Source organism: Diaphorobacter caeni (assembly GCF_015354245.1).
GTDB lineage: Bacteria > Pseudomonadota > Gammaproteobacteria > Burkholderiales > Burkholderiaceae_C > Diaphorobacter_A > Diaphorobacter_A caeni.
In genome coordinates this window covers 56,484-68,692 of record NZ_JADKYZ010000011.1, presented here as the reverse complement: position 1 = coordinate 68,692, position 12,209 = coordinate 56,484, and the positions used below count along the sequence as shown (strand labels likewise).

The following is a 12,209-nucleotide window of genomic DNA, read 5'->3' as shown; positions in this document are numbered from 1 at the left end:
TTCCAGACATAGGAACACCACTTGGGACACACGGAAGAAACCAAGACAGATGGAGTGCGTGGCGCGCAGAGCGTGCGCCGCGCGCTTTCGCTGCTGCGCAGCGTGGCGACCCAATCGGAGCAAGGGATCAAGCTGGTCCAATTGGTTCGTGAGTCGGGAATGGACAGGGGTACGGTCTACCGGCTGCTGAGCTGTCTGGTTGAAGAGGGTTTTGTTCATCGTGATGCTCAGGGCCTTTATCGACTTGGACCTCAAGCGGTGGTACTCGGTTCGTTGATGCCGGAGATGACGCCTCTCATCGCCATGTTTGGCCCGCCAATGAAGCGCATTGCCCGGATTGCCGGGGACACGGTGTTTCTCATGGTCCGCTATGGCGATATGGTGCAGTGCGACCACCGCGAACTGGGAGGTGCATTGGCCGACGTTCTGACCACCGTGAGTGGTCAACGCCGGTTACTGGGCACCGGCACGGGCAGTGTGGCGATTCTCGGTTTGATGGACGAGAAGGAAATACAAAAACTGTGGGTGCGGCACGAGGCTGACTACAGCGCCCTGAGCATTTCCCAGGAACGCCTGCATGCCATGGCGCATGCCGTGCGACAGCGAAGGATCGCCATCACCTTCGATGCGATCGAGCCCGGCGTGGCCGGAATCGGCGTGGCGTTTCGCATTGGCAACCACGCCATGGGTGCTTTGTCGATTGGAACGCACACGGCGCGGTTGGGTCCTGAGCGGCAATTTCAGCTGGGAGAACTGCTGAAGGCGGAACTGGACGCGTTGGGGCTGTGGCATCCCGTCTCTCGCGGCGGTTGACGGATGCGACAGTGGGCCGATTGACTGCGGCCCACTTTGTCCTTCAGTGTCTCCAACTCCGCGTCTGAGACCGTAACTCGCTCTCAGCGAATGAGCTTTTCCAACTCGCTCTGCGCAAGCCCTGTTTCTTCGTAGTGACGTTGGGCTTTCTTCAGTCGGGTGAACACGTCCTCGTGACCTGTGATCTGGCCCTTGTCATCAAAGTAGAGATAGGCGCCAGTGACGTGAAAGAGGGTGATCATCTCCGGCACTTCTGGTGGGACCACCAGCGTGTGCATCTCGCCGGGAGGCTCCATCACGAAGCTTCCTTCGCGGGCGATCCAGTCGTGCTCGAGGTAGTACCAACAGCCTTTGAGCACCTGTCCATGCACGCTCCCGGTATGCAGGTGGCGTGAGAGGACGCCACTTTGACGTACCCGAAGCAAGGTCACGTAGTAGCCCTGAGTCACTCCAAAGCACAGAGGCAGAAACGAGACGCTTTCATTGTGAGGAACCCAAAGGCGCTCGTCTGCATGCAATACGTCCGCGTGGACGATTTCATCGCGTGCGTAGCGGGAGCGCTCCACGATGGGCGCAATGACGGGAGGTTTGGTGATGGGCATCGTGAGGGGAGTACTCATGTTTGTCTCTCGTTCTGATTGGGGGCCGGACCAGTTTAGGAACGCAATCGAGAACCTGCAACACAAATGCCACCGAATGATCACATGGTGAAGAGTGGGCGGCGATATCTGACACCGACCTTGTTGTTGAAGTTAAGTTGCATGCAATGTTGAAATTATTTCCGTAAATAGATGCTGGTAAACCCTATTTATCACGATCATTGCATGCAATAAAAATACATGCATGACAGACAACAGCTCAACTACTTCTTCGTCCCTTGCGTCGAGTCTGGGGCAGGTGGTGTACGCCAAGATCAGACAGAGCATCCTGAGCGGTTATTACCGACCGGGCCAACGTCTCACCGAAATTGCTTTGGCCGAGGAGATGCAGGCCTCGCGCACTCCGGTGGTCAATGCGCTCAAGGCGTTGACGGAGCAAGGGCTGGTTCGATATGAACCCAATCGTGGCTATTGGGTGCGTGAATTCCATTTGGGTGAAGTTCTCGAGGCTTATGAGATACGTGCATCGCTTGAAGGGCTAGCCTGCCGTCAAGCGGCAGAGAAGGGCGTGTCGCGGCAAACGCTGGAGTCTCTGGATGAGTGCATCCGGGTCGGTCGCGACATCACGCGTGGACCGGAGCTGGTGCCTCAGGAGCATGCTGCGTACCAACAAATGAATGTCCGCTTTCACAATGCCATCGTCGATGCTTGTGGCAATCAGCTGTTGCCCGGATTCATTCGCAAATCTCACGAACTGCCGCTCGCGTCCGACAGGGTCGTGATGTGGAAGACGGTCGAGATCGTGCGGCGTTCGCACGATGACCACGTGAGGATTCTCGACGCCATTCGCAATCGCCAAAGTGGTCGCGCGGAAATGCTGATGCGCGAGCACATCTACGAAGCCGGACAGGTGATTGCCCGGCACTGGCCGGAGTTGCGCGCGCGAGCGCACCTGACGGATCCTTCGCGTGATCAGGATCTTGCGTCCACTGGAGAAAAACTGTGATTCTTGAAGAGCGTTGCTACACGCTGGGGCCCACCAGCATGCGTCCCTTTCTTTCTTTGTACGAGAAGGAGGGGCTGTCCATGCTGTTGCAGCATCTCGGTGATCTGAAGGGCTTTTTTACCACCGAGACAGGTGAGCTCAACCAGGTGGTCCACCTCTGGGGATTCTCGGATCTGGTGGAGCGCGAGCAACGGCGGGCGCGTCTGTGGAGCGATCCGAAATGGATTGCCTATGCGGACAAGGTGTTGCCGCTCATTGTGCGCATGGAAACGCGGTTCTTGCGTCCCGCATCTTTTTCGCCGATGCGTTGAGGAGCCACCATGACGAACGAGCCTGTACCGGGCCACCTGCATGGCCGCGTGGCGTTGATCACCGGCGGAGCCAGCGGCATCGGCCTCGCCACGGCGCAACTGTTGCGTTCACGCGGAGCCACTGTCCTCGTTGCAGACGTGCAGTCCGGTTCATTCCATGCGATTTCGGAGGCTGTGGGTGTGGAGTGCCTCCAAATCGATGTCGTGGACAGAACTGCGGTGCAGCGACTGCACGATGCATTGGCGGCACGGCATCTGGCGGTGGATCTGCTGGTGAACTGCGCGGGCATTGTCCAGTCGCCTCTGTCTCCTGACCTGCTGGACAGCGACGTGTTCCAGCGCACGCTGGCCATCAGTCTGGAAGGTACTTTCAACATGTGCGCGGTGTTTGGATCGTCCATGGCCAAGCGGGGTCGTGGTGCCGTTGTCAACATCGCGTCAGTTGCAGGGATGCGATCAATGCCGCTGCATGCCTATTCGCCAGCGAAGGCTGGGATCATCAGTCTCACTGAAGGACTGGCTGCTGAATGGGGCCGCTCCGGCGTACGCGTGAATACGGTGTCTCCAGGCTACACGGTGACCGCAGCGCTGCAAAGCCAGATCGATGCGGGCCTTCGCGATCCGGAGAAGCTCGCGTCGAACTCCGCGCTGGGACGACTCATCATGCCCGGCGATATCGCCAAGGCGATTGCATTTTTGTTGTCCGACGAGGCGTCCATGATCACCGGTATCAACCTGCCTGTGGACGCGGGCTGGCTCGTCTCTGGCTCCTGGAGCACGTTCGGTGGCGTCAGGGAAAGCCATGTGATGCCTGGTTAGACACGCTCCGGATTTTGTCGATCCAGCCACTCGGAAGAAGGAGGCGGGTCGATCGGTTACCTCCATCCTTTCTCAGGAGACAAATATGACGATTTCCCGTCGCCAGATGGGCGTGCTTGGTGCGTCCGTATTCTTGGCACCCCTGTCACATGCCCAGACATTTCCTGCACAGCCTCTGCGCTGGATCGTGCCCTATCCGGCGGGAGGTGGCACGGACGTGGTAGCCCGCTCCATCGCGGTGGAAATGCAGCCGCTGCTTGGGCAGTCCGTGGTGGTCGACAACCGCCCCGGCGCCAACACGATCGTTGGCGGGGATGCCATCGCCAAATCCAAGCCGGACGGCTACACGATCGGCTCGGCAGATAACGCAACGCTTGCTCTCAATCCGGGGCTCTATGCCAAGTTGCCATATGACCCATTCAAAGATTTCTTCATCGTGGGAGGCATTGCGCGTTTCCCCTACGTCCTTGTGGTGCGCGAGGCTGCTGCTTATCGCACGTTGAATGAAGTGATGGAGGCAGCGCGAAAGTCGCCCGGCACCTTGAGCTACGGCTCCCCAGGACTGGGCGGTCCCAATCATGTGGCCATGGAACTGCTGCAGCAGCGAACCGGTGTTCGATTGAATCACGCGCCGTATCGTGGCGCGGCTCCAGGGATCCAGGATCTGCTGGCTGGACAGATCGAATGCATGCTGGTGGACACGGGATCCAGCATGCAGCACATCAAGGCTGGAAAATTGCGCGCGCTGGCAGTGGCGCATGAACGTCGACTGGACACCCTGCCTGATGTACCCACGTTCACTGAATTGGGCATTGCCGACTTCAAGGCATTTTCCTGGCAATTTCTCGTGGCACCTGCGAGCACGCCTGCTCCGGCAAGGGCCGTCCTTGAAAGTGCATTGAACAAGGCGCTGGATCAGGCCGTTGTCAAGAAGCGCCTGTCCGATCTGGGCATCGAGCCGGCGCCGATGAGCAGCGAGGATGCGAGGCGGTTTGTGGCGTCCGAAGCGGCTTTGTGGGGTGATGTCATCCGCAAGGCGGGCATCAAGCTGGAAAGCTGAAGATCACTACGAAGACGAAGGAGACAAGGCATGAAGACCTACAACAGAAGAGCGGCGATGGATCGGACGTTGCGGTGGAGCGTTTTGGGCGCCTCTGTCGGATATGGCTGGCCGGCGTTGGCGCAGGCGAGCTATCCAAGACAGGCGATGAAATGGATTGTTCCGTTTCCAGCCGGAGGCGGAACCGATGTGGTGGCGCGTCTATTGGCGCAATCCATGTCCAGTGCGCTGGGGCAGCCTATGGTGGTGGACAACCGCCCCGGAGCAGGAACGATGATTGGAGGCGAGGCGATCGCGCGGGCACGGCCGGACGGATACACCTTCGGGACCGTGGATGTCTCTACCTTGGCGTTGGCTCCCCATCTATATGCGCGTGTGCCTTATCGTATCCAGACGGATTTTTCTTTCATCGGGGGCACGACCAAGTTTCCCTTCGTGCTTGTCGTGAAGCCGGATTTCCCAGCCAGGACGCTGCAGGACTTGATTTCCATGGCGCGCGGCAAGCCAGAGACATTGAAATACGCGAGTCCAGGTGCAGGTGGCCCGAATCATCTGGGAATGGAACTGTTTCAGCGCCAAATGAACGTGCGCATGATCCATGTCCCTTATCGTGGGGATGCGCCCGCATTGCAGGATCTATTGGGTGGGCAGATAGACATGTATCTGGTCAACACAGCGGCCAGTCTGCCTTATCTGCAGTCAGGAAAACTGCGTGCTCTGGGAGTGGCAATGTCATCGCGCATTCAGGCGCTGCCGGACGTGCCCACCTTCAGGGAAGCCGGCGTGGCGGATTTCGAGTCCTACGCGTGGCAGGGTTTGGCGGCACCTGCTGGAGCACCTGCCGACGTCGTGGCACGTCTCAATGCGGAGTTGAACAAGGCGTTGGCGTTGCCAGAGATCACCAAGCGCCTTCAGGACATGGGTGTCGAGGCCATGTCCACGACACCGACGGAGTTCGCGGCACTCGTGACCCAACAAGCGCAATTGTGGGGCAAGGTCATTCGGGAAGCGAATGTGAAGCTGGAAAGTTGATATCGGATGCAAGGAAGGACGGAGTCAAGGCATGTATGTTGAATTGAAAAATCGCGTGGTACTGGTGACGGGTGGTGCGAGCGGATTGGGGTGGGCTACGGCTCAGGCGTTTTCCGCGGCAGGTGCTCGGGTGGCGATTGCGGATCTCAGTGAATCCGCCGCACGCAGCAGGGCCGAGGAATTGGGCGCCGGCAACTTGGGGCTTGTCTGTGATGTTTCGGATGAGCAGGCCGTCGATAGCTTGGTGCACAGTGTGGTAGAGACGCTGGGCAGTGTGGATGTGGTGGTCAACAGCGCGGGAATACCGGACACCTTTCTTCCTACGGTGGATCAGGAAGTTGCGCAGTTTCGCAAACTGGTGGACGTGCATCTGACTGGCACCTATATGGTGTCGCGCGCCGCCGCGAAGCATATGCTTCGACAGCGACGCGGGGTCGTGCTCAACATCAGCTCCATCGCCGGTGTCATGGGGTTGACTCCACGCAATGCATACAGTGCCGCGAAGGCCGGTATCAGCATGCTGACGCGAACCATGGGGTGTGAATGGATTGCCCAAGGTGTACGGGTGAATGCCGTTGCCCCCGGATACATGATGACGCCGTTTCTTCAGCAACTGATCGATGACGGAAAACTTGATGCGAAGCGGATCTTCCGCCGTACCCCTGCTGGCCGTTTCGGGACCGCCAAGAACATTGCTGATGCGATGCTGTTTCTGGCATCGGACAGCGCGGAATTCATCACGGGTGTGACCTTGCCGGTGGACGGTGGATATATGGCATGGGGGGCGGCATCGGATGCCTGTGCGGTCGAGTAAGCAGTTGTGGCAGAGACACCTTGAAAACTGAGAGCAGCCCTTCGGACTGAGGAGTCGGAGAGGCATATGGATTGGGTATCTGGGCAATGGTCTCATCGTGCCCAGAAAAGCTTGAATCACGTGACACCGGGCCACGTCACGCCACAACGCATCAGCGCGGAGCCATGCGTATGGCTCCGTCCAGCCGGATGGACTCCGCATTCATGTAGCCGCAGGTAATGAGGAACTCCACTGCCTGGGCGAATTCATTGGGTTCGCCCAGCCGCTTGGGAAACGGCACCGATGCCGCCAAGGCCTGTTGGACGTGCTCTGGAAGGCTTTGCAGCAGCGGCGTGCCGAACAGTCCCGGCAGGATGGTGTTGACGCGTATGCCCTCGTCCATCAGATCGCGTGCGATGGGCAGGGTCATGCCTACGATGGCGGCCTTGCTGGCGGCGTAGCTGGCTTGTCCTGCCTGGCCATCCTGCGCGGCGGCGGAGGCTGTGTTGATGATGGCGCCGCGATCACCGCCCGGCAAGGGGGCGAGCGTCAGCATGCCCGCTGCGGACTTGGCGATGCAGCGGAAGGTGCCGATCAGATTGATCTGCACGATGCGGTTGAAGCGATCGGCGGGGCAGGAGCGGATCTCGCCGGTTTTTCTGTCGCGGCTGGCGGTCTTCACGGCGTCGGCGGTGCCGGCGCAGTTGACGAGGATGCGCTCCTGACCGTGGGCCGCACGGGCTTTGGCGAAGGCGGCGTCCACCTGTTCTTCGGAGGTCACGTCGACGTTGCAGTAGACGCCGCCGAGCTCTTGTGCGAGGGCCTGGCCAGCGGCTTCGTTCATGTCGAAAATGGCGACTTTGACTTGGCGGCTGGCCAAGCGCCGTGCGGTGGCGGCACCGAGGCCTGAAGCGCCACCGGTGACGATGGCGGAGAGGTTGGAATTCAATTGCATGTAAGGCCTTCGGGTTGCGGTGGTTGGGAGCGGGTTACTGGCCGGTGAAGAGCGCAGGACGCTTGTTCATGAAGGCCTGTTGTCCTTCGAGGTTGTCGGCTGAACGCAGGGCGATGAAGAAATTGCGCTTTTCGTGCTCAAGGCCCTGGGCGAGCGGGCCCTCCAGGCTTTGCAGCGCGGCGTCCTTGGCCAGTGCCACGGCGAGCGGCGAGTTGGCGGCGATGCGTCCTGCCATGGCCCGCGCGGTGGCAAGCGCATGCCCGTCGGCCGTCACTTCGGCCACGATGCCCGCCTCGCAGGCCTTGCGGGCGTCGATGAAATCGCCGGTCAGCAACAGCGCCATGGCCTTTGCCTTGCCGATGGCGTGGACCAGGCGCTGGGTGCCTCCCGCTCCGGGAATGGCGCCGAGCTTGACCTCCGGTACTGCGAATCGAGCCGACTCTGCGGCGATCACGATGTCGCAGGCCAAAGCCAGCTCCATGCCGCCGCCGAGCGCCAGCTTTTCCACGGCGGCGATCAGGGGTTTGGGATGGCTTGCCAACTCGGCCCAGACGGGCCCGCCTGCCGCGTCCCGCGAGCCCAGCAGCGGTTCGGCGCGCAGCGCGTCGAATGCGGTGATGTCGGCACCGGCGCAGAACACGCCTTCGGCTCCGGTCAGGATGATGGCGCGCACCGAGTCGTCGTGACGCAGTTGCACGAGCTGGGCGTGGAGGGCGTCGAACACCGAGCGGTTCAGGCTGTTCCTGGCGCGCGGGCGGTTGATGGTCAAGGTGACGATGGCGTCTTCGCGTTCAATCAGTATCTCGCTCATGTGGTTTTCCTCGGTGGAATTGCGCTCATGGCTCTTGCGGGTCAAAGCCGCTCGATGATGGTGGTGTTGGCCGTTCCCGAGGCCTCGCAGATCGTCTGCAGGCCATAGCGGCCGCCGCGGCGTTCGAGCTCGCACAGCAGGTCGGTGAGCATGCGGGCGCCGGTGGATCCCAGCGGATGGCCGATGGCGACCGAGCCGCCGTTGACGTTGATGCGCTCATCGGGAATGCCGAACTCCTGCATGAACATCAGCGGCACGCCGGCGAAAGCCTCGTTGACCTCGAAAAGATCGATGTCGGCGATGTCCAGACCGGCCTCGCGCAGCGCCTTGCGGGTGGCGTCGAGCACGGCGGTGAACTGGATGACCGGGTCGGCGGCGGCGACGGCGGTGCTGACGAATCGGGCGCGGGGCTTCAGGCCATGCCGCTCGGCATAGGCGCGGCTGGCGATCAGCAGGGCCGCCGCACCGTCGCTGATCTGGGAAGAATTGGCGGCGGTGCTGGCGCCATCCGGGGCGAACGCGGGTTTGAGCGTGGCCATCTTTGCGGCGTCGGGGTGCTCGCGAATGCCTTGGTCGGCGGTGACTGCGGGGCTGTGCGGATCGGCCGGATCTTCGGTGAGGCGCACCAGCTGGTCGCGCAACCGACCGGCCTGCGTGGCCTCGAACGCGCGTCGATGGCTGCGCACGGCAAAGGCGTCCAGGGCTTCGCGGGTGAGGCCGAAACGCTGGTTCATCAGTTCCGACGAAACGCCCTGCGGCAGCAGCGGATTGCCCTGGTAGCGCGCGAGTTCGCGGGGGCTGTATTGCGGGCCCAGCGGAGAGCCGGGAATGAAGGAGGGCGGCATCGGCGCCTGCGACATCGATTCGACTCCGGCGCCGATGACCAGTTGGTAGGTTCCCGCCTTGATGGCGTCCACGGCGAAGCTCACCGCCTGCTGGCCGGAGCCACATTGCCGGTCGATGGTGACCGCCGGAACGGACTCCGGCAGACCCGCCGCGAGCACGGCATGGCGTCCGAGATTGCCGTGCTGCTGTCCCCACTGGAGCACGCAGCCGACGATGACGTCATCGAGATCGGCCGGATCAACGCCCGCACGTTCGACGAGCTGATGCAGGGTCTCGCCGAGCAGGTCCACGGGATGCCACATCTGCAGTTGTCCTCCGCGCTTGCCGACGGGGGTGCGCAGCGCGCCGACGATGACGGGTTCTCGATCATTCATGGGGATCTCCTTCGGGTTTCGGGCGTCATTCGGCATAGCGCCCTGCATGCTCGGCGCGCATGCGCCGCTTGTCGTTCTTGCCCACGCTGGTCTTGGGAATGGCTTCGACGAACAGAATCTGATCGGGCAACTGCCATTTGGCGAAGGCGCTTCCGAGGTGGGCGTGCATTTGCTCCAGCGTCGCTTGCTGGCCGGGCTTGAGCGCCACCAGCGCCAACGGGCGCTCCTGCCACTTCGCATGGGGAATGCCGACGACGGCGGCATCGCGCACGGCCGGGTGGTTCACGAGCAGGTTCTCCATGTCGATGGAGGAGATCCATTCGCCGCCGCTCTTGATCACGTCCTTGATGCGGTCCGTCACCTTGAGATAGCCGTCGGGATCCATCGTGCCGACATCGCCGGAGCGCCACCAGCCGTCGAGAAACCGGTCATCGGAATCGGGCAGATCGTGGTAGGAGGCGCTGATCCACGGGCCGCGCACGCAGATCTCGCCGGCCGAGACGCCATCGTGCGGCTGGTCCTGGCCTTGCTCGTTGACGATGCGCACGTCCACTCCGGTCAGGATCACGCCTTGCTTGCGCTTGAGATTCCATTGCTGCTCGATGCTCAAGCGCCGCTTCAGCGATGGCTTGAGGCGGTTGATGGCCACCAGAGGCGTGGTTTCGGTCGCGCCGTAAGCGTGGACGACCTCGGCCCCGGTGAGTTCGTGAAAGCCGATCATCATCGACAGCGGCGGCTCGGTGGCGCCGGAGAGCATGCGCAGGCGGCGGAAGTCGGGCTTGGTCGCCAGCGTTTCGATGTAGGCCAGCATCGGCTGAAAAATCGCCGGAGCACCGTTGGTGACGGTCACGCCCTCGGCGATCATCGCGTCGGTCAGCGGCTTGGTGTCCTCGGCCACGTAGCGGCCGGGCAGCACGATCTTGTTGCCCATCAGCGCGGTAGCCTGCGGCAGGCCCCAGCTCTGGCCATGGAACATGGGGGTGATGAACATCGCGCAGTCGTCCAGCGTCATGCCCAGATGGGTCGCCATCGCGTTGGCATGCAGGTAGATGGCGCGGTGCGAGTAGTACACACCCTTGGGCTTGCCCGTGGTGCCGGTGGTGTAGCAGGCGCTGTAGGCGGAGTTTTCTTCGATCTCGGGCCAGGCCATCGTCGCGTCGGCCGCCGCGAGCAGGTCCTCGTGGTGCAGCAGCGGCGACAGCGTGGTCTTGATCTGGTCGAGCGGCTTGTTGGTCATGACGATCCAGCCTTTGATCTGCGGTGCGTGCGCGGCGATGGCCTCGGCCACCGGCAGCAGCGATTCGTCCACGCAGATGAAGGATGCGTCGCTGTGCTGGACCACGTATCCCAGATCCTCGTGTCCCAGACGCAGGTTCATCTGCAGCATCACCGCGCCGATTCCGGGGATGGCCCAGTAGAGCTCGAAGTGGCGTCGGCTGTTCCAGTCGAGAACGCCGATCCGGTCACCCGGCGTCACGCCGAGCGCGCGCAATGCGTTCGCGCTGCGGCAGATGCGCGCGTAGCAGTCGGCATAGGTGTACCGCTCCCAGCCGCCGCTCGGCGTGCGGTAGACGATTTCCTGCTCGGCGTGAGTGCGGGCGGCATGGCGGATCAGCGTGGTGGTGTTGAGCTGGCGCGCATCGCCCATGGTGGACGGACAGCCGCGTATCGGTTGAGGCACCGGCACGGGCTGGCTGGCGGTGTAGGTCATGTCTTTGTCTCCTGTGTGGTGGCTTGCAAGGGCTGGAACCGTGGGGCGGGGGCGATGCGGATGGCCCCCGATCCGGTGCGCTCGTAGATGCGGCGCGCAACGTTGTGCGGATGCTCCGTCGCCTCCGCGAGACTGAGCACGGGGGCGAAGCAGGCGTCGCTGCCTTCGAGCCGCTCTTGCCAGTACGCGCGGGGCCGACTGCGGATCAGCGCCGTGATTTGCTGCTTGTGTGCGGGCCATGCCGCACGGTCGTATTGTGCGGCGGGGTCGATGTCGTGCAATCCCAGGCGGCCCAGCAGTTGGGCGTAGAAGGCGAGCTCCACCGCCGCGAGGCTGATGAAGCCGCCGTCCGCGCAGGCATAGACGTCGTAGAACGGCGAGTCGTGGAACGGGCTGGGCTGCGCGGTGTCGATCTGCCCGTTGGCGCGTATCCATTGCACGAGCGTCCCGAGCATGGCCACGATGTCCACGATGGCGGCGTCGACGACACGCCCCGTGCCGCTTGTGCGCGCGTCGAGCAGCGCGCAGGCCACGCCGAAAGCCAGGCCAAGCGCGCCGGTCGCGTCGCCCAGAACGGTCGGCGGCACGATGGGAGCGTGTTCATGGTGCCCGTCGTTCCCCTTGCGTGCAGCGAGCGAGAGCAGGCCCGTCAGCGCGACGTAGTTCAGGTCGTGGCCCGCAGTCTGGGCGAGGGGGCCGTCCTGCCCCCAGCCGGTCATGCGGCCATAGACGAGCCTCGGATTGGTTCGTGCGCAGTCGGCCGGGCCGAGCCCGAGGCGCTCCATCACGCCGGGGCGAAAGCCCTCGATGAGTGCGTCCGAGCGCCGGATGAGATCGCGGGCGCGCTCCTTGCCTTCGGGTGATTTCAGGTTGACGACTTCGATCCGCTTGCCATGGCGCAGCGGATTGTCGGTGGCGCCACCAAGCTGCTCGGCAGCGGCGGCGGGCTCGGAGCGCGCCAGCGTCATCACGTCGGCACCCATGTCGGCGAGCATCTTTGCGGCGAGCGGTCCCGGGCCGATGCCCTCGAACTCCACCACGCGGATGCCGTCAAGCGGTCGCTGCAATGTGTCTGGCAT

General features: G+C 62.5%; 13 protein-coding genes. 7 read left to right on the top strand and 6 right to left on the bottom strand.

Annotated features, from left to right (window positions below; translation table 11 throughout):
* Nucleotides 1-21 precede the first annotated feature (21 nt).
* Nucleotides 22-813: an IclR family transcriptional regulator gene (locus tag ISG32_RS23740; RefSeq protein WP_194773493.1), complete on the top strand. Its 792-nt coding sequence runs from the start codon at nucleotides 22-24 to the stop codon at nucleotides 811-813.
* 83 nt (nucleotides 814-896) lie between these two features.
* Here ISG32_RS23740 and ISG32_RS23735 read toward each other — a convergent pair whose 3' ends face one another.
* Nucleotides 897-1,433: a 2,4'-dihydroxyacetophenone dioxygenase family protein gene (locus ISG32_RS23735; RefSeq protein ID WP_194773492.1), complete on the bottom strand. Its 537-nt coding sequence runs from the start codon at nucleotides 1,431-1,433 to the stop codon at nucleotides 897-899.
* 223 nt (nucleotides 1,434-1,656) lie between these two features.
* Between ISG32_RS23735 and ISG32_RS23730 the strand changes: the two genes are divergently transcribed.
* The 6 genes from ISG32_RS23730 to ISG32_RS23705 all read left to right on the top strand — a co-directional run bounded on the left by ISG32_RS23730 (nucleotide 1,657) and on the right by ISG32_RS23705 (nucleotide 6,454).
* The gene (locus ISG32_RS23730; RefSeq protein ID WP_194773491.1) at nucleotides 1,657-2,418 is read left to right on the top strand and encodes a GntR family transcriptional regulator; all 762 of its coding nucleotides are present in this window, start codon (nucleotides 1,657-1,659) and stop codon (nucleotides 2,416-2,418) included.
* Entirely contained in the window at nucleotides 2,415-2,729 is a 315-nt protein-coding gene (locus ISG32_RS23725; protein WP_194773490.1) for an NIPSNAP family protein, read from the top strand. The genes ISG32_RS23730 and ISG32_RS23725 overlap by 4 nt, the downstream gene beginning before the upstream one ends.
* Nucleotides 2,730-2,738: 9 nt before the next feature.
* The gene (locus ISG32_RS23720; protein ID WP_194773489.1) at nucleotides 2,739-3,548 is read left to right on the top strand and encodes an SDR family NAD(P)-dependent oxidoreductase; all 810 of its coding nucleotides are present in this window, start codon (nucleotides 2,739-2,741) and stop codon (nucleotides 3,546-3,548) included.
* Nucleotides 3,549-3,633: 85 nt separating this feature from the next.
* Entirely contained in the window at nucleotides 3,634-4,608 is a 975-nt protein-coding gene (locus tag ISG32_RS23715; RefSeq protein ID WP_194773488.1) for a Bug family tripartite tricarboxylate transporter substrate binding protein, read from the top strand.
* A 30-nt stretch (nucleotides 4,609-4,638) separates the two neighbouring features.
* Complete coding sequence (locus ISG32_RS23710) at nucleotides 4,639-5,640, top strand: Bug family tripartite tricarboxylate transporter substrate binding protein (protein ID WP_228530066.1); 1,002 nt, start codon at nucleotides 4,639-4,641, stop codon at nucleotides 5,638-5,640.
* A 31-nt stretch (nucleotides 5,641-5,671) separates the two neighbouring features.
* Nucleotides 5,672-6,454 carry an SDR family NAD(P)-dependent oxidoreductase gene (locus tag ISG32_RS23705; protein ID WP_194773487.1) on the top strand — a complete coding sequence of 261 codons (783 nt, stop codon included), beginning with the start codon at nucleotides 5,672-5,674 and terminating at the stop codon, nucleotides 6,452-6,454.
* Nucleotides 6,455-6,605: 151 nt separating this feature from the next.
* Here the strand turns inward: ISG32_RS23705 and ISG32_RS23700 are convergent, their stop codons facing one another.
* Genes ISG32_RS23700 through ISG32_RS23680 form a run of 5 tightly spaced genes read right to left on the bottom strand, consistent with a single transcriptional unit; the run spans nucleotide 6,606 to nucleotide 12,209 of the window.
* Complete coding sequence (locus tag ISG32_RS23700) at nucleotides 6,606-7,388, bottom strand: SDR family NAD(P)-dependent oxidoreductase (protein ID WP_194773486.1); 783 nt, start codon at nucleotides 7,386-7,388, stop codon at nucleotides 6,606-6,608.
* Between the two features lie 34 nt (nucleotides 7,389-7,422).
* A complete protein-coding gene (locus ISG32_RS23695) occupies nucleotides 7,423-8,199 on the bottom strand; it encodes an enoyl-CoA hydratase/isomerase family protein (RefSeq protein WP_194773485.1) in 777 nt (258 codons plus the stop codon).
* 41 nt (nucleotides 8,200-8,240) lie between these two features.
* On the bottom strand, nucleotides 8,241-9,419 hold the full coding sequence (locus ISG32_RS23690) for a thiolase family protein (protein ID WP_194773484.1): 1,179 nt from the start codon (nucleotides 9,417-9,419) through the stop codon (nucleotides 8,241-8,243).
* Between the two features lie 25 nt (nucleotides 9,420-9,444).
* Nucleotides 9,445-11,130 (bottom strand): long-chain-fatty-acid--CoA ligase, encoded by a 1,686-nt coding sequence (locus ISG32_RS23685; protein WP_194773483.1) that lies wholly within the window; start codon nucleotides 11,128-11,130, stop codon nucleotides 9,445-9,447.
* Entirely contained in the window at nucleotides 11,127-12,209 is a 1,083-nt protein-coding gene (locus ISG32_RS23680) for a CaiB/BaiF CoA transferase family protein (protein WP_194773482.1), read from the bottom strand. Before ISG32_RS23680 ends, ISG32_RS23685 begins: the two co-directional genes overlap by 4 nt.

What these genes read in the sequence shown, in the direction of transcription:
- ISG32_RS23735 (WP_194773492.1), bottom strand. Translation starts at nt 1,433, where the DNA reads ATGAGTACTCCCCTCACGATGCCCATCACCAAACCTCCCGTCATTGCG.
- ISG32_RS23730 (WP_194773491.1), top strand. Translation starts at nt 1,657, where the DNA reads ATGACAGACAACAGCTCAACTACTTCTTCGTCCCTTGCGTCGAGTCTG.
- ISG32_RS23720 (WP_194773489.1), top strand. Translation starts at nt 2,739, where the DNA reads ATGACGAACGAGCCTGTACCGGGCCACCTGCATGGCCGCGTGGCGTTG.
- ISG32_RS23715 (WP_194773488.1), top strand. Translation starts at nt 3,634, where the DNA reads ATGACGATTTCCCGTCGCCAGATGGGCGTGCTTGGTGCGTCCGTATTC.
- ISG32_RS23710 (WP_228530066.1), top strand. Translation starts at nt 4,639, where the DNA reads ATGAAGACCTACAACAGAAGAGCGGCGATGGATCGGACGTTGCGGTGG.
- ISG32_RS23705 (WP_194773487.1), top strand. Translation starts at nt 5,672, where the DNA reads ATGTATGTTGAATTGAAAAATCGCGTGGTACTGGTGACGGGTGGTGCG.
- ISG32_RS23700 (WP_194773486.1), bottom strand. Translation starts at nt 7,388, where the DNA reads ATGCAATTGAATTCCAACCTCTCCGCCATCGTCACCGGTGGCGCTTCA.
- ISG32_RS23695 (WP_194773485.1), bottom strand. Translation starts at nt 8,199, where the DNA reads ATGAGCGAGATACTGATTGAACGCGAAGACGCCATCGTCACCTTGACC.
- ISG32_RS23690 (WP_194773484.1), bottom strand. Translation starts at nt 9,419, where the DNA reads ATGAATGATCGAGAACCCGTCATCGTCGGCGCGCTGCGCACCCCCGTC.
- ISG32_RS23685 (WP_194773483.1), bottom strand. Translation starts at nt 11,130, where the DNA reads ATGACCTACACCGCCAGCCAGCCCGTGCCGGTGCCTCAACCGATACGC.
- ISG32_RS23680 (WP_194773482.1), bottom strand. Translation starts at nt 12,209, where the DNA reads ATGCCAGACACATTGCAGCGACCGCTTGACGGCATCCGCGTGGTGGAG.